The 16,339-nt window shown below is 66.3% G+C and carries 10 protein-coding genes; 4 read left to right on the plus strand and 6 right to left on the minus strand.

Annotated features, from left to right (window positions below; all coding sequences use genetic code 11):
* Positions 1-165: 165 nt before the first annotated feature.
* Positions 166-1,341: an acetate/propionate family kinase gene (locus K8556_RS38030; protein WP_223745039.1), complete on the minus strand. Its 1,176-nt coding sequence runs from the start codon at positions 1,339-1,341 to the stop codon at positions 166-168.
* Positions 1,338-3,698, minus strand: coding sequence for a phosphoketolase (locus tag K8556_RS38035; RefSeq protein WP_223745040.1), 2,361 nt, complete (start codon positions 3,696-3,698; stop codon positions 1,338-1,340). The genes K8556_RS38030 and K8556_RS38035 overlap by 4 nt, the downstream gene beginning before the upstream one ends.
* A 230-nt stretch (positions 3,699-3,928) precedes the next feature.
* On the opposite strand from K8556_RS38035, the gene K8556_RS38040 reads away from it, so the two are divergent.
* A complete protein-coding gene (locus K8556_RS38040; RefSeq protein ID WP_223745041.1) occupies positions 3,929-5,398 on the plus strand; it encodes an ELWxxDGT repeat protein in 1,470 nt (489 codons plus the stop codon).
* Between the two features lie 66 nt (positions 5,399-5,464).
* On the opposite strand, the gene K8556_RS38045 is transcribed toward K8556_RS38040, so the two are convergent.
* Positions 5,465-6,934: an MDR family MFS transporter gene (locus K8556_RS38045; RefSeq protein ID WP_223745042.1), complete on the minus strand. Its 1,470-nt coding sequence runs from the start codon at positions 6,932-6,934 to the stop codon at positions 5,465-5,467.
* A gap of 179 nt (positions 6,935-7,113) precedes the next feature.
* Here K8556_RS38045 and K8556_RS38050 point away from each other — a divergent pair, with 179 nt between their 5' ends.
* Positions 7,114-8,385 carry an O-antigen ligase gene (locus tag K8556_RS38050; RefSeq protein WP_223745043.1) on the plus strand — a complete coding sequence of 424 codons (1,272 nt, stop codon included), beginning with the start codon at positions 7,114-7,116 and terminating at the stop codon, positions 8,383-8,385.
* 27 nt (positions 8,386-8,412) lie between these two features.
* Entirely contained in the window at positions 8,413-9,279 is an 867-nt protein-coding gene (locus K8556_RS38055) for a GNAT family N-acetyltransferase (RefSeq protein WP_223745044.1), read from the plus strand.
* Between the two features lie 197 nt (positions 9,280-9,476).
* Here the strand turns inward: K8556_RS38055 and K8556_RS38060 are convergent, their stop codons facing one another.
* A complete protein-coding gene (locus tag K8556_RS38060) occupies positions 9,477-10,385 on the minus strand; it encodes a LysR substrate-binding domain-containing protein (protein ID WP_223745045.1) in 909 nt (302 codons plus the stop codon).
* Between the two features lie 122 nt (positions 10,386-10,507).
* Here K8556_RS38060 and K8556_RS38065 point away from each other — a divergent pair, with 122 nt between their 5' ends.
* Positions 10,508-11,692, plus strand: coding sequence for an MFS transporter (locus tag K8556_RS38065; RefSeq protein WP_223745046.1), 1,185 nt, complete (start codon positions 10,508-10,510; stop codon positions 11,690-11,692).
* A gap of 11 nt (positions 11,693-11,703) precedes the next feature.
* Here the strand turns inward: K8556_RS38065 and K8556_RS38070 are convergent, their stop codons facing one another.
* Positions 11,704-14,043, minus strand: a complete 2,340-nt coding sequence (locus tag K8556_RS38070; protein ID WP_370640035.1) for a patatin-like phospholipase family protein — start codon at positions 14,041-14,043, stop codon at positions 11,704-11,706.
* A gap of 151 nt (positions 14,044-14,194) precedes the next feature.
* The gene (locus tag K8556_RS38075) at positions 14,195-16,267 is read right to left on the minus strand and encodes a hypothetical protein (RefSeq protein ID WP_223745048.1); all 2,073 of its coding nucleotides are present in this window, start codon (positions 16,265-16,267) and stop codon (positions 14,195-14,197) included.
* Positions 16,268-16,339 lie beyond the last annotated feature (72 nt).

Genomic DNA, 16,339 nt, shown 5'->3' on the forward strand with positions numbered 1-16,339 from the left:
TTCTTGCGATGTCACCCCACCTCTATGCGGCTCGTAGGACTGCTTATTCCGCGCAGACCTCCAGTCGGACAGGTTTCCGCGACCCGGCGCACCGACGGAGGGGCCTGCGGGGTTCTCACTTTCCCGCAGGGTGATTGGGATTCAGCCCCGGAGGGGCAGGGGGCTTCAATCGTGGAGGAGCCGGCGCGTGTGGCGGGCGAGCTGAACCTCCTCATCGCTTGGCAGCACGCGCACCGGACACGATGACGCGTCGGTGGTGATGACCTCCGCGCTCGCTTCGTTCCTCGGCGCGTCCAGTTGGACGCCCAGGTAGTCCAGCCTCGCGCATACGCCCTCGCGGACCCGCGCGCTGTTCTCCCCGATGCCGCCGGTGAAGACGAGCAGGTCCAGCCCGCCGAGCACCGCCGCGTAGGCGCCCACCGTCTTCGCGATGCCGCGCGTGAAGACGTCCACCGCCAGCGCCGCCGCCGCGTTGCCCGCCGCCGCGTCGCGCGTGAGGGCCTGCATGTCGCTGGTTCCGTCCGACAAACCCCTGAGCCCTGCGTCGTGGTTCACCAGCGTCTCCAGCGCCTGCGCGTTCATTCCGTCCGTGCGCATCAGGAACAGCAGCACGCCCGGATCCAGGTCGCCCGTACGCGTGCCGCTGGGGATGCCACCAGTGGGCGTGAACCCCATGGACGTGTCCACGGAGCGTCCGCGCTCGAGCGCCACGAGGCTCGCGCCGTTGCCCAGGTGGGCCACCACGGTGCGGGTGGGCACCTCGGGTACGAGCCTCGCGACGATGGACTCATACGACAGGCCGTGGAAGCCGTACCGCTGCACACCCTGTTCGCGCACGGAGCGGGGCAGGGGGAGCGTCGAGGCGACCTCGGGCATCGTGGCGTGGAAGGCCGTGTCGAAGCAGACGAACTGCGGCACGCCCGGGTAGTGCCGCTCGGTGGCCCGGATGAGCCGCAGCGCCGGAGGGATGTGCAGCGGCGCGAAGTGCGTCGCCTCCTCCAGCGCCTTCATCACCTCCGGCGTCAGGGCCTGGTGCTCGCGCAGGCGGGGGCCGCCATGCACCACGCGGTGCCCGATGGCGCGGGGCCGCTCTCCGCCCAACTCCTCCAGGTGCCGCACGGCCTCTCGGAACGCGTCTTCCTGTGACGGGTGCCGCACGTCCACCGCGCGCACCTGCTTCCCGGTGCCGTCCTTCACCACCAGCCGCCCCTGCTCCGAGCCGATGCGGGTCGCGCTGCCCTTGAACCGCGCCACCTCCTGGCCGCGCTGCTCGGTGTAGAGGCCGAACTTCAGCGACGACGAGCCGCTGTTGATGACCAGCACCGCGCCCGGGTCGCTCATCGCGCGGTCCACTTCCAGTCGGCCACCTCCGGCATGTCCTCGCCGTGCTCGGACACGTAGAGCTTGTGCCGCTGGCGCACCTCGGAGAAGCGCTGCTCCGCGTCGTCCAGCCGGTGCCGCGCGGCCTTCGAGTGCCGGATGGCATCCAGCGCCAGGGTGAAGCGGTCCATGTCGTTGAGCACCGTCATGTCGAACGGCGTGGTCGTGGTGCCCTCCTCCTTGAACCCGTGCACGTGGATGTTGCCGTGGTTGGCCCGGTTGTACGTGAGCTTGTGCACGAGCGTGGGGTAGCCGTGGAACGCGAACACCACGGGCTTGTCCGTGGTGAACAGGCGGTTGAAGTCCTCCTCGTTGAGGCCGTGCGGGTGGACGTGCACGGGCGCGAGCGTGAAGACATCCACCACGTTCACCACGCGCACCTTGAGCTCCGGGGCCCACTCTCGCAGCAGCGTCACCGCGGCCAGCGTCTCCAGGGTGGGCACGTCGCCCGCGCAGGCCATCACCACGTCCGGGTCGCCGTCGTCATTGCCGGCCCAGTCCCACGCGCCGATGCCCGCCGCGCAGTGGCGCACGGAGCTCGCCATGTCCAGCCACACCGGCGAGAGCTGCTTCCCCGCGATGATGAGGTTCACGTAGTTCTTCGAGCGCAGGCAGTGGTCCGCCACCGACAGGAGCGTGTTCGCGTCCGGCGGCAGGTAGATGCGCACCGTGTCCGCCTTCTTGTTGGCCACGTGGTCGATGAAGCCCGGGTCCTGGTGGGAGAACCCGTTGTGGTCCTGCCGCCACACGTGCGAGCTGAGCAGGTAGTTCAGCGACGCGATGGGCTTGCGCCACGGCAACTCCTTCGCGCTCTTGATCCACTTGGCGTGCTGGTTGAACATCGAATCGATGATGTGGATGAACGCCTCGTAGCAGGAGAAGAAGCCGTGGCGTCCGGTGAGCAGGTACCCCTCCAGCCAGCCCTGGCAGAGGTGCTCGCTCAGCACCTCCATCACGCGGCCGTCGACGGAGAGGTGCTCGTCCGTGGGCTCCAGCTTCGCGTCCCAGCTCTTGCCGCTGACGGCGTAGACGTCCTGGAGCCGGTTGGACGCGTTCTCGTCCGGGGCGAACATGCGGAAGTTCTTCGTCGCCAGGTTGTGGCGCATCACGTCCCGCAGGTATCCGCCCAGTACCCGTGTGGCGCTGACCTGCCTGGCGCCCGGGGCGCCCGGGTCGATCGCGTAGTCGCGGAAGGCCGGTAGCACGAGCGGCACCAGCAACTGGCCGCCGTTCGAGTGCACGTTGACGCCCATGCGCAGCCGGCCCTTGGGCGCGATGTCCGCCAGCTCCTCGCGGAAGGTGCCGTTCGCGTCGAACAGCTCGCGGGGCCGGTAGCTGTGGAGCCACGCCTCCAGGATCTTCAGGTGCTCGGGGTTGTCGCGCACCTCGGCCAGCGGCACCTGGTGCGCGCGCCAGGTGCCCTCCACGGGCTTGCCGTCCACGAACTTCGGGCCCGTCCACCCCTTGGGGGTGCGCAGCACGAGCATGGGCCAGCGCGGACGCGTGGGGTCGTTCTTCTCGCGGGCGTGGCGCTGGATGCGGATGATTTCGGCGTAGAGGGTGTCCAGCACCTGCGCCATCCGCTGGTGCATGTCCCTGGGGTCGTCGCCCTCCAGGAAGTAGGGCGTGTAGCCGTAGCCCTTGAAGAGGGCTTCCAGCTCGTCCGCGTCGATGCGGGCGAGCACCGTGGGGTTGGCGATCTTGTACCCGTTGAGGTGCAGGATGGGCAGGACGGCGCCGTCCGAGATGGGGTTGATGAACTTGTTGGAGTGCCAGCTCGCGGCGAGCGCGCCCGTCTCCGCCTCGCCGTCGCCGACGACGCACGGGACGATGAGGTCCGGGTTGTCCAGCACCGCGCCGTACGCGTGGAGGAGCGCGTAGCCCAGCTCGCCGCCTTCGCTGATGGAGCCGGGGACCTCGGGCGCGTCGTGGCTGGGCACGCCGTAGGGCCAGGAGAACTGGCGGAAGAGGCGCTTCATGCCGTCGCGGTTGCGCTCGATGTTGGGATACAGCTCCGTGTAGGAGCCTTCGAGGAACGTGTTGGCGATGATGCCGGGCGCGCCGTGGCCCGGGCCAATGAGATACATCATGTTGGCCCGGTGGTTCCGGATGATGCGGTTCAGGTGGACGTAGATGAAGTTGAGGCCGGGCGTGGTGCCGAAGTGGCCCAACAGGCGCGGCTTGATGTCCTCGCGGGTGAGGGGCCGCTCCAGCAGCGGATTGTCCTTGAGGTAGATCTGCCCGACGGACAGGTAGTTCGCCGCGCGCCAGTAGGCGTCGATCTTCCCCAGCTCCTCGTCACTCAGCGGACCCGCCATCTTTCATCTCCCGAGGTGAAGGCCATGCATCCCGGGAGGACCAGACTCCAGGCCCCGCATGTCACGCAATGACCCTGGCGCAAAAAGACAGACGCGTCGGTTTTCCGACAGCGGCGGTGGGCCCGGGTGAGCGTTGGGTTCGCCACACGGCCGAGCGCCTCCAGGACGCATTGGCGGCCACCGGTCCGCGTCCCACTGTCCCGTGCTTTTGGCTGACAAGGAGTCGGACCATGCGTTTGCGATTCGGATGGTTGCTGGCGGGGCTGGCGTTCGTGGGCTGCGGCGGAGCACAGGAGCTGGACGGGGCCGTGACGGAGGACCGGCAGGTCCAGGCCCAGGCGTGCACGCCCGCGCTGGCGGCCACCAAGGTGAAGGACATCCTCCCCCCGGACGCGCCGCTGCCTTCACCGTTCCGGCCGATCCCGACGGGGCTGACGAACGTGCAGGGCACGCTGTTCTTCTCCGCGGATCCCTACCAGGGGCCGGCGGCCCTGTGGCGCAGTAACGGCACCCCCGCGGGCACCGTGCCGTTCGTGGAGTTCCCCTCCGACGGGCTGACCTTCCGCGAGTTCGCCTCCTTCACCGCCGTGGGCTCGCGTCTCTACTTCACGATGAACGACCCGGTGGTCGGCAGGGAGCTGTGGGTGACGGACGGGACGGCGGCGGGCACGCGGCTGGTGAAGGACATCACGCCGGGCATCGAGAGCTCCTCCCTGTCGAACTTCAACTCCCTGGGAGGCGCGCTGAGCTTCTTCCGCACGACGGCGAACGGGATGGAGCTGTGGCGCTCGAACGGGACGACGGCGGGGACCTTCCGGGTGGTCTCCTTCGGACCGGAGGAGTCCATGGCCTATCCCACGGTGCGGACGCATGGCGCGCTGCTGTTCTTCCTCCAGGACGCGGTCCACGGTACGCGGCTGTGGCGGACGGACGGCACCGCGGTGGGGACCCGCGTCGTCAAGCGTCTGGACGCGGGCCAGCCGCCCGTGACGTCGGCGCGGCTGAGCTACACGGGCCTGGGGCTGTTCACGCTGCAGGACACCTCCGGGACGGAGGTGTGGCGGACGGACGGCACGCCAGCGGGCACGGTTCGCCTGGACACCTTCGGCAATCCGGTGACGTTGCTGGGCTCGGTGGGGCCGTACGTCGTCGTGGCCGGGCGCACCGCGGACAACGAGCACTTGAAGCTGTCCCGCCTGTTGCTGACAGGGGACGGGAAGGCGACGGTGACGACGCTGCCCAACCCCTTCGAGGGCCAGCCCTCCATCGAGCCCTACATCCAGGATTCGCAGGAGGCGGGCGGGAAGCTCTACTTCTCCGAGGCGATCAGCTCGCCAGGGCCCGCGGCTCGACAGGTCAGCCTGTGGGTGACGAACGGCACGGCGGGTGGGACGCGGCAGCTCAGCGTGCGGCTCACCACGTCGGATGTGCGCAGCTCGCCCCTGTTCGACACGGGCGCCGGCACGCTGCTCTTCAGCTCGGGCGATGGTGACATGGGCCTGCTGCCCCAGGTCACCAACGGCACGCCCGCGGGCACGGGCCGCGTCACCACCACCAGCCCGGGAGCCAACACCCCCGAGGAGTTCACCCGCGTGGGCAACACCATCTTCTTCCGGGGGTACTCCGGCGTCCACGGGGACGCGCTGTGGTCCGTGCCCGCCAACGTGATGTGCACGCCGCTGAGCGCAAGCGCGGAGTGACAAGGCCGGTGAACGTGAGGCGTGCCGCCGGCTTCCAGGGGGGCCCCACCTCCTGGAACCCGGCGGTCAGTGGGAGGCGGTGACGTCGGACATGTTCACCGGAGTGGTGGCGCGCTTCACCTTGGGGAAGAACAGGCCCGCGGTGAACGCGGCGAGCATCGCCGAGCACATGATCCAGAAGTTGATGGACAGGCCGGTGTTCAGCGCGCCGCCAAGCGTCTCCAGGATGGCGGGAGCCAGGCCGCGCCCATGCTCGGGGCCGAGCAGCTCCGTGGCGGCGCTGACGGGGACGTTGGGGTCCTTCATGAGCTGCGACACCAGCACGCCGCCCATCACGCCCACGCCCAGCGAGCCGCCGATGGTGCGGAAGAACATGCTGCTCGCGGTGGCCACGCCGCGCAGCTCCCAGCCCACGGTCGTCTGCACGGCGACCATCGTGGCCATGGCCGCGAAGCCCAGGCCAATGCCGAACAGGCCCATGGCGATCTGCGGCACCAGCATGGAGGCGCCCGGCTTGAGCAGCAGCGCCATGAGCACGGTCCCGATGGAGGCCAGACCCAACCCACCGACGATGAGCGGACGGAAGCCCGTGCGCACCATCACCTTGCCGCCGATGAGGCTCGCGAGCGGCCAGCCGACGATCATGGGGGTGATCATCCCGCCCGCCATGGTGGCCGAACCGCCGAGCACGCCCTGCACGTACAGGGGCACGTAGGTGGTCGCGCCGAACTGGGCGGCGGAGAAGAGGGCGCCGGCCACGTTGGAGATGGCGATGGTGGGGATCTTGAAGATGTTCATCGGGATGATGGGCTCGGCGGCGCGGAGCTCCACGAACACGAACGCGGTGAGGAGCAGGGCGGCGACGGGGAGGGCGAGCAGCGTCGCCCCGGAGCCCTGCACCCCGAACAGCAGCGCCACGACGCCCGAAGACAGCAGCGCCGCGCCGGCATAGTCGAGCCGTGCGCGCTCCTTGCGCTGGAGTTGCTCGTGGAAGAACAGGACGAGCAGCACCATGGAAGCGATGCCGATGGGGATGTTGATGAAGAAGATCCAGTGCCACGTGAGGTACTTCACGATGAGGCCGCCGGTGAGGGGGCCCGCGAGTCCGGCGATGCCCCACACGGCGCTGAACGCGCCCTGGACCTTCCCGCGCTGCTCCAGCGTGTAGATGTCCCCGATGATGGTGAGCGCGATGGGCTGCATGGCGCCGGCGCCCAGTCCCTGGAGGACGCGGAACGCGATGAGCATGTTCATGGACGTGGAGAACCCGCACGCCAGGGACGACAGCAGGAACAGGGTGGAGCCGAAGAGGATGATGGGCTTGCGGCCGTAGAGGTCGGCGAGCTTCCCGTAGATGGGGACGGTGATGGTGGAGGACAGCATGTACGCGGTGAAGACCCACGCGTAGTGCTGGATGCCGCCCAGGTCGCTGACCACCGTGGGCATGGCGGTGGAGACGACGGTCATCTCCAGCGCGGCCACGAAGAGGCACAGCGCCAGGGCCAGGGTGGTGAACGGTCGATGGGTGGTGCGCATGTCGGAAGAGGGACCCGGGAAAGGACCCTGGGTAACGCGTGCCCGTCCGGAGCGCCAACGTCAAGCGCGTGAAAAGGGATGCCGGGGCCCTCGCCGGAGATTCCGGGGCCAGTCGGTCAGGGCAGGGGAGCACGAGGTGGGATAGGGTCCAGCGGCCTCGCGAGTTCGAGGCGCACGGCATGGGAACGGAAAAGAAGACGGTCGAGTCAGGGCGCTGGAGGACGGCGGTCGCCGCGGTGTTGGGGCTCTACGCGGTGGGGCTGGTGCTGGCGGAGGCGGTGCTCCAGGCCGGAGCCATCCTGGCCACGGCGCTGGCCCTGGCGCTGGCGGCAACGAAGCGGTTGCGCTTGGAGAAGGACGTCAGGGCGTTCGTGCTGGCGAGCGTCGCCCTGAGCGTCTGGCAGCTCCTGTCCCCGGCGGTGGCGCTGCTGACGGGAGCCGCGACGAAGTGGCCGCGAGGCGCGAGGTACGGCCAGGCGCTGGACACGGTGGCGGGAGCCGCGGTCGCGTGCATCGGGACGTTGGGAGTGCCGTGGCTGATGCTGGGGAGCCTCGTCGCGGGAGGCTGGCTGTTGGCGGCGGCGCTGGGCTTCTTCCAGCACCGGGTGCCATGGCCCTGGGAGCCGCCGAAGTTCACGAAGCTGAACCTGGCGCGCCTGCACGAAAACTTCGGGACGGAGGAGAACCCGAGGTACGCGGCGGGAGGCTTCTTCTTCCACCGGCTGCGGTTCGCGCACGGAGCCATCGCGGTGCTGGGCCCGGCGCTGGCGGTGATGGGCCGCTCGAAGGTGACGCGGCGGCGGGTGCTGGCCGGAGTGATGGTGCTGGGGCTGCTGCTCTCCATCTACGGCGCGTTCGCGAGAGCAGCGCTGGGAGCGGCGCTGGGCGTGTGCGTGCTCGCGCTGCTGCTGTTGCTGCGGGGCACGGCGAGGAAGGCCGGGCTGGGCGTGGCGGTGGCGCTGGTGGCCCTGGTGCTGCTGACGCCCGCGTGGAGGGAGCGGTTCGGCAAGGCGGTGGACAACCTCTTCGGGAGCGGAGAGCGCTCGCTGGCGATGTCCGTGGGCTGGAGGCTGGTGCGGGAGCACCCCTGGGTGGGCGTGGGCTTCGGCAATCACAAACCCGCGGCCCTGGCGACGCAGGCGGAGACGGGCATCACGGACCTCTTGGCCACGGACTCCCACAACCTCTGGCTGACGACGTGGGCGGAGACAGGGCTCGTGGGACTGGTGCTGCTGGCGACGATGCACTTCCTGCTGGCGAGAGCATTGGTACGAAGGCACCGGGCGGGTTCGATTCCGGCCACGGGAGCGCTGTTGTCCTTCGTGGGCTTCCACGTCCTGGCCCTGGTGCACTACCTGCCGTTCCACCCCAGCGTGCACCTGTCCTTCATGTTCGTGTGGGGCCTGGGGCTGTGCGCGTTCAGTACGCCGCTGCGGCATGAACCTGATTGAGCATTCAAGCTGACTGGGGGGCGTGTGATGGACTCCGTTGCGGTCACTGAGATCAGGCAGGTCGATACCGGGTTGCAGGAGCTGTTCTGTGACTATGTGCCCCAGGTGTTCCGCCGCGCGGACTTCCGTCGTTGGCGCGCATGGGGTGAGTGGAACGACGCCTATCGCGCGTTCGCTCTGCTGGAGGCCGGCCGCGTGGTGGCCAATACCTCCGTGATGCGGATGCGTCTGGTGCTGGAAGGGCGCGAGGTGACGGCCTACCAGTTCGGGGCCGTGGGCTGCCTGCCGTCGCATCGTGGGAGGGGACTGGCACGGGTGGTCATGAACGCAGCGCTGGATGCGTGCGGGGATGCACCCGTGCTGCTCTTCGCCAACCCCAAGGTGCGCCAGTTCTATCCGCGCTTCGGGTTCCAGCCTCAAATGCAGACGTTGTTCGCCGCCAGCCACGAAGCCGCGCCTGAAGGCCCACCCGCGCCCACGCTGTCACTGGAGGACGCGGCCGTGCGCGCTGGACTCGCCGTGCTCTCCAGCGAGGGACTTCCCTCCACGGAGCGCTTCGGTGCGCGGGGCTACGCGACGGTGGCGAGCTGGCCCGTGGCCAATGGCTTCGCGAGGCCCCTGCGTCAGTTGGGAACGGACGCCTGGGCGTTCGCGGGAGTCGAAGGCGAGACGCTGTACCTCGACGACGTCTTCGCCCGCGAGCCCTTCGACCTGCGAGCCTGGATCCCCCGGCTGATTGACCGGCCCATCCGGTCCATCCGCTTCGGCTTCACTCCGGAGCGTTACTGGCCCGGCGCCGTGGAGGCCGGTGAGGACACGGAGGCCGACCTGTTCGTGCGCAACCTCCGGCTCTCACCCGAGGCTCACCGGTTCCCGATCATGGCCCACACGTGAGTCTGTCCCCATGCCAATTGATGGGGACAGGGGAGGGTCTTACTGGCAGAGCTTCTCGACCGACTTGATCCGCACAACACCGTCGACGTTCGCGTCGTTGGTCTGGTCTCCGATGGCGATGGTGCCGTTCGTCGAACGCATTCGGAGACCTGGGGCTTCGCGAGGCCCCGTCAGCGTCCAAGCCCCAGGCCGAGGCGTCAGCGCAAGGCTTCGGCCAGGTAGTCGACGAACACCCTGACGCGCGCGGGCAGGTTGGCGCCGCCGACAAAGACGGCGTGAATGTTCTCCACGTCGCCTGGATTGTATTGCTCCAGCAGCGGAACCAGGCGGCCCGAGCGGAGCTCTTCCGCGACGCTGAATGCGCCCACCCGCGTCACCCCCACGCCGGCCGCGGCCAGTTGGCCCAGGGTCTCTCCGTTATTGGCTTCGATGCAGCCCTTCACGGACAGACTGTATTCGTGCCCGTCGCGCACGAAGGGCCAGACCGCTTCGGCCCGACGAAAATTGAAGTTCAGGCAGTTATGGTGGTGCAGGTCTTCTGGAACCCTCGGTGTCCCGCGCCGGGCCAGGTAGTCGGGTGATGCCACGATCACACGCGGACTCTCGCCAAGCTTGCGCGCGGTCAAACCGCTGTCCGCGAGCGGGCCGAAGCGGATGGCGACGTCCGCCTCACCCGCCGCGATGTCGACCACCCTGTCTGTCAGGTTGATGTCCACCAGGATGTGTGGGTATCGCGCCGTGAAGTCGCCCAGCAGAGGCACCACGCACAGGCGCCCATGCGACTGGGCGGCGCTCACCCTCAGCCGCCCGCGTGGCGCGCCCAGATCCGCGATGGCCTGCTCCGCGTCGTCCAGCTCCGCCAGGATGCGCCGCGCCGCGCGCAGATAGGCGTGTCCCTCGGGCGTCAGGGTCAGGGCCCGGGTCGTGCGCAGCATCAGGCGTACCCCCAGCCGTGCCTCAATGCGGTCGAGGGTCCGGCTGACCGCCGACGGGCTCAGGTCCAGCTCACGCCCGGCCGCCGAAAAGCTACCGGTCGCCACCACGGCCGAGAAGACGGCCATCTCATGCGCCCGATCCGCGCCGCCCGGCTGCACCTTTGCGTTCATCTCAAGAATCCTTGGCTTTCAAGGGCTCTAACGCGCGTGCGACCTCCCAGCCATCTTTGCGCGCACAGAACAACGCACCCCGTCGCGCACCGTCGCCGCGGGGGAGAGAAAGGTTCCCGCGGATGAAGCCCAATGCTCCTCTTCTTGCTCTGGCGGTCGGCGCTTTCGGCATCGGCGTCACGGAGTTCGCGCCCATGGGCATGCTGCCTGTGATCGCCACGGACCTCGGCGTCTCCATTCCGGCGGCGGGCCTGTTGGTCAGCGCCTACGCCTTCGGGGTCCTGGTCGGCGCGCCGGTGATGACCTTGACGACCGGCCGGGTGCCGCGCCGGACCCTGCTGGTCGGCCTGATGGGCATCTTCACCCTGGGCAATCTGCTGTCCGCGCTCGCGCCGGAGTACTGGACCCTGATGGCGGCCCGGGTGGTGACGTCGTTCAACCACGGCGCCTTCTTCGGGGTGGGCTCCATCGTCGCGGCCAGCGTGGTCGCGCCCAACAGACGGGCCGGCGCTGTCGCGGCCATGTTCATGGGCCTGACGGTCGCCAACATCACCGGCGTTCCCCTGGCAGCATGGGCCGGGGAGAGCCTGGGCTGGCGCGCCTCCTTCTGGGGCATCGCGGGTCTGGGCGCCCTGGCGATGATCGCGCTGCGCTTGACCCTGCCTCACGGCCAGGTCGAGCGCTCGTCCGACAGCGGTGCGATGAAGGCCGAACTGGCGGTGCTCCGGCGCGGCCCTGTCCTGTCCGCCCTGGCCCTGACGGTCATCGGCTCCAGCGCCATGTTCACCGTCTTCACCTACATCGCTCCAATCCTGAAGGAGCAGACCCGGGCCTCGGCCGGTTTCGTCACCGCCATGCTGGTGACCTATGGACTGGGACTGACGCTCGGCAACTGGCTGGGGGGCCGCTTCGCCGACAGGTCGGTGGACCGGACCTTGATTGTCACCCTGGCGGGCCTCGCCATGCTGCTGGTGGTCTTCGCTGGGATCATGCCGTGGCAGGTGCCCGCCGCCGCGGTGATCTTCCTCTGGGGCGTGGCGAGCTTCGCGCTGGTGCCACCGCTGCAGATGCGGGTGATGACCGCCGCCAGCGACGCGCCGAACCTGGCTTCGGCCATGAACATCGGGGCCTTCAACCTGGGTAACGCCATGGGCGCGGCCCTCGGTGGGGCGGTGATTGGCCTCGACCTCGGCTATCCGGCCGTGGCTCTGGCCGGGGCGGCGATGGCGGGAGCAGGCCTCATCCTGGTCTTGTTGCTGGCGCGCCGCGAGGCCCGCGTGAGCGTCACGCTCCCGGCGCACTGCTGAACCGACAGTCTTTAAAGTCCCAGCTCCAATCCGATGCCCGGAGCCACGGACCAGAGCGACTTCCGGCCCTCTGTGCTCGGGTACCACTCGCCGACCAGTTGGGCACGGAGGAACTCCAGGAAGGTGATGCCCACGAGCCCCTGGACCACCGGCCGTGAGCATGCGGTCACGTAGCTGGCGCCTCCCGCCGGGCAGTTGCTCGTGCCGTAATGGTCATTCGAGCTGAACAACCATCCCGCGCGAAGGGCCAGGCGGCTCTGTGAGAGGAAGGTTTGTCCTGAGCGGGGCTGGAACTCGAGCCCTCCCGTCAGCGCCACGCCAAACGGATCGCCGCTGTTGCCAGAGGACAGGACATCCTCAAGCCCACGGAAGCCAAGCACACCCGCGAACCGGAGCCCGGAGGACAGCGGCATCTCGGAGGCTCCGACGCTCAGGCCGACCTCGCTCGCGGTGGGGCCCATCGTGATGTGCAGCGACATGCGCTGGGGCTCGTAGCTGATGCTGTCCACCGCGAGCTTGCTGGCGAACCGGACCGTGGGCTTGTCCGCGGCGGGTTGCACCGCCGCGAGCCGGTGGGCGGCAGTCCCGAGCGCATGGCGGATGCGGAGGACAGCCTGATCCCCTTGCCCCTTCGGGACGCCCAGGTCCTGGAACCCGAAGTCATACGCCCCGAGCAGTCGCATCGAATACGCCAACTCCGACTCGTCCTTGCTCTGCTTCCAGTCCGGCCATTCATTGAGCTGGAGACCCGGGACATGGGGCGGAGCCTGGCCCGCGATGGCGCGGTCACAGTGCGCATTGCGCCAGGTGCCCGGTGGCACGGTGCCGGCGGACTTGCTGCATGCGTCGTAGAGCTGGTCCAGGGACATCTGTAGCAGCGCCCGGAAATCTGCCAGCGCTTCGCCTTGGCACGCCTGCTCCGCGCTCGGCAGGGAGTCATAGACGGCGCTCATGCAGGCGAAGGGCTGCCATCCGCCAATGCCATCCATCGCCGCAGCTTGGGACCGCTCTGTCTGCGTCCGGCCTTCCCGGAACGCGTCATCCATCATCCGCCGGGCGTCATACATGCCCAGGTAGAAGTCGAAGACACGGAAGCTCTTCTCAAAAAAGCCCAGGAACGCGAACAGGGGCGCACCGGCCGCGGGAAAGTGTCGGCGGGGGAGGGTGAGGCGTTTGGCGATTTCCGGCTCCTCCTCCAGCAGCATGGCCAGTTCCTTGGAGCGTGCCGTGTCCACGAAGGCCGCAAGGAGCTCCGCGAGTGTTACCGGCAGCGAGACGGGCTTGGTGCCCTCCTGAGGAGGCGCGATGGGGTACTCCGTCGCGTCCGGGTCGATGAAGGCGAACGCGATACCGGGAGGCGTCGTGCGCGTGTCGGGCTGTGGAATCGGACGCCACTCCAGCTTGCCGTCCGTGGTTTCGCGAAGGCCATCACGGGCGAGCCCCACGGCCAGACGCAGAGGCGTGTTGTCGAAGACGCCACCATCGATGAAGAGTTCGCGCCTCGCCTCCGAGGGCAGGCAGACCCCGGGCTTCGCGGAGGACTTCGGTGCGCAGGTCCGCAAGGGTTGCGGCGGGAACGCAATGGGGAAGGACATGGACGCGAGCAGCAATTCGCGCAGGTTCGCGAAGGGGATTTCTCCCTGCTCTTCCGTTTCGAGAAGCAGCTCCAGTCGTCGGCCTTCGCGCGTGGTGTAATTGGTTGCACGGGGATGTCGTCCCGTCCCACGTCCCTGGATGCGGATGGCGAACTTCTCCTCAAGTCGAGGCAGGTCGAGGCGCCCGTTCGCGGCCTGAAGGGCACGAGGCGAAAGACGCGTCGTCGAAACTCCGAGCACCACGTCGCAGGAGGGGTCCAGGCCTCGGTTCCAGGCTTGTTCGATATGGGAGGCGCGCCTCTCCAGTGCCTCCCGCGAGAAGACACCGAGCGGCGTCGTCGAAGTCGGGACGAACAGGTCGTTGAACCCAATGGGGACCCAGATGTCCCAGAACAGTGATTGGCCCGGCGTGGACGCATCCACGCCACAGGTCGCCATGATCGCCAGCAAGGCGTTGAGGCTTCCTGCGGAGGCGCCCGTCACGAGGCGCAGGTCCACCGAGCGTTCTCCCTGGGACGACGTCCCTGAGAAGTAGAGGAACCCAGCCTCATACGCGCCCAGAGATACGCCGCCACTTACAGTGAGAGATACCGCCTTGGAGGGAGCGACCTGCGACGGGTTTAGATACTGAGCACCTGCGGGTTCGGCGACGAGGAGCAGCAAACAAGAAAGAATGCGAGCGAGCAGGGACGCATTCTCGTCGGAGCGAAACATCGCCGAGTCTATCATGGGATAATACTCTGCGACTTGGCGCATTGCTTGAGCGTCTGTTGCTCAGTTGCATGCGTGTACTCCGCGATGCTGACGTCAGAAGAAAATCCACGGGCATCGCCCCCAATGCGGAGATTTCCCCACCGCCGAGAGTGAATAGTCAGGACATTATGGGGTGTTGCCATGTAGTCAAATGTCACGTGCGTGCAAGAACTGGAAGGCGGGCGACGCATACAGAGCCATCGTGAAGGCCGCGGACATGGCTGTATTCCAATCGACGAATTGCCTCGTAATCGCCTGGAAGCTTTTCAGATAATATTGTCCAAATCAGGCTCATGTCGGAGCCGTTTAGATAGGACTGCAGGTCGTCTTTGCGAACGAAGCACCCGCTTGTTCCGTTGCTCTCAGCAGATGGATCAATAAACACAAGCCGGCCTGACGGGTCAATGAATCCACCGCGACCATTCCATCGCAGATTGCCTAGGATTTGTGGTATTGGGACGATGGTTGCTAGTGGTTTCGCCGAAGAGGAGTCTTCAGCGAACTCTGGATGCACAGTGTGAGTGGCTGGGATCACAGAACACTTAAAATCGTCCAGTTCGACTGGGACCTGGTTGGTTAATCCACCTGTACCAAGCGAAAGACCGTGCGGATACTCACCGATGAATACGTTGTCTCCGAGCGTCCATCCTTCAGGCATCCGCTGGCCCATGAAACTTTGCGAGCGTATCCACTTCCAAAGGCGGGCGAAGTCCTTCTTTGGAACAAGATAGCTCCGAACTTGGAGCCAGATTTGACGGCGAAAACCACGATCCTTGGGCCGCACACGCATGTCGATGATACTGAGATGCGCTTCCAGTGGATACCACTCTTCGCCGTGGTCTTTGCGGAATGCCCAAAGGGAGTCCTCAAGCCTTAGGACCTCGTTCGCATCAGTGACCCATTGCTCATCAAATTCATGCTTGCCTGTTGTCAAGTCCCCGTCGTCGCGCTTGTAATGTTCCTCTTCGGGAGTAGGAACACCATCGATGCTGATGTCTATGTCGCGAAGCGATTGAGCAGTTAGGGACGTCAGAGGGGCTTCTTCCCACTCATTCTGCTTGGCAGGAACGTGATCAGCTAGGCGACCGAGAAGGCGGGCGAGGGCAATCCACTGATACTTCTTGCCAATCCGCTCAGCCCATTTCGGCCGATGACGCCCACTTCCGAAGCTTCTTATCATGTGTGCGTCGTATGCCTTGAATCGTTTGGGGGTATATCCAAGGTCGAGCACATGTTGGAAAATCCAGCGGCACGCCTCCGCTGGTGAAATTGCATCGCGATACGGACGAATAGCAGAGGGGACTGTTCCGTTTGAAAAATCCCCTCGAAAGGCGTCGATAGCGCTTTCGTAGAGCCCCGGATACTGCGCTTGCTTGTCTTCGTCAAACCATTCGAGGTCCTTCTCTGTTGGAATTTGCAGTGGCCATGGGCTCTTGAATCTTGGGCGCACTGCCTTTGGTGCGAAAGCCACTTTCAGTTTTCGTTGCAATGCGAGTTCGCAGATACAGCGCGCGTGGTCGCGTATGAGTGCGTTGGCTCGAACTTCTTCGCTAAGTATTGGGGCAACGTTGTTTGCAAGAGCAACTAACGTCTCATCCGAATGTGCGCGAAGATGCGCTCCGTAGGCGCAAGCGAGGAGTCTTTCCACGACGTAGTCATCATCCAGGTCGAGCATTTCTGCGCAGAGTCGGGTCCAGATGCCAGGCTGATTCTCGGCGATCTTAACTGCTGCTCTAGACGCATGATCTCGAACCCGGCGATCAGCCGATGCAAAGAACCAGCACAGCACGCGCACCCAAGATACTCCAAGTTCAACATCAAGCGTGGCTTGCTCCGTATTCCAGGCGGAGTTAATCAGGCGCTTAACGGGGTGAAGACTATTTGGTTCTTCCCAATGGTGGTGGAGGTAGGTGCACCAGAATGAGTCGCGGTCAGCTTGCCCCCACTCTAAAAGCTGCCTGTGTAGAAAATCATCAAGATGATGCCTAGGGCGAAGTGATAGCACCAGTAGCGTGTCGAAGATGGGGAACCAGAAAGATTTCGATTTGCTTAAGAATACCTGTAGCCAATGCTTGGTTCGGTCCGTGATTGTTGTGAGTTCTCGCCACTCAAGTCCTTGCAGCCACGGAAGAAATAGCGCCCTATGGTTTTCCTCGGGAGTGACATCGAAAATTTCTTCTGCCCTGAACTCAGGAAGTTGAATTGAAAGTGCCTCCGCGTATCCCATCCGCGTCCGTTTAACGCGGCGGCGAAAAGCAAAGCAGAATCAAAGACATAGGTGCAGCCGAGCAGGCAGGCC

This window comes from Corallococcus sp. AS-1-12, assembly GCF_020036995.1.
Lineage (GTDB): Bacteria > Myxococcota > Myxococcia > Myxococcales > Myxococcaceae > Corallococcus.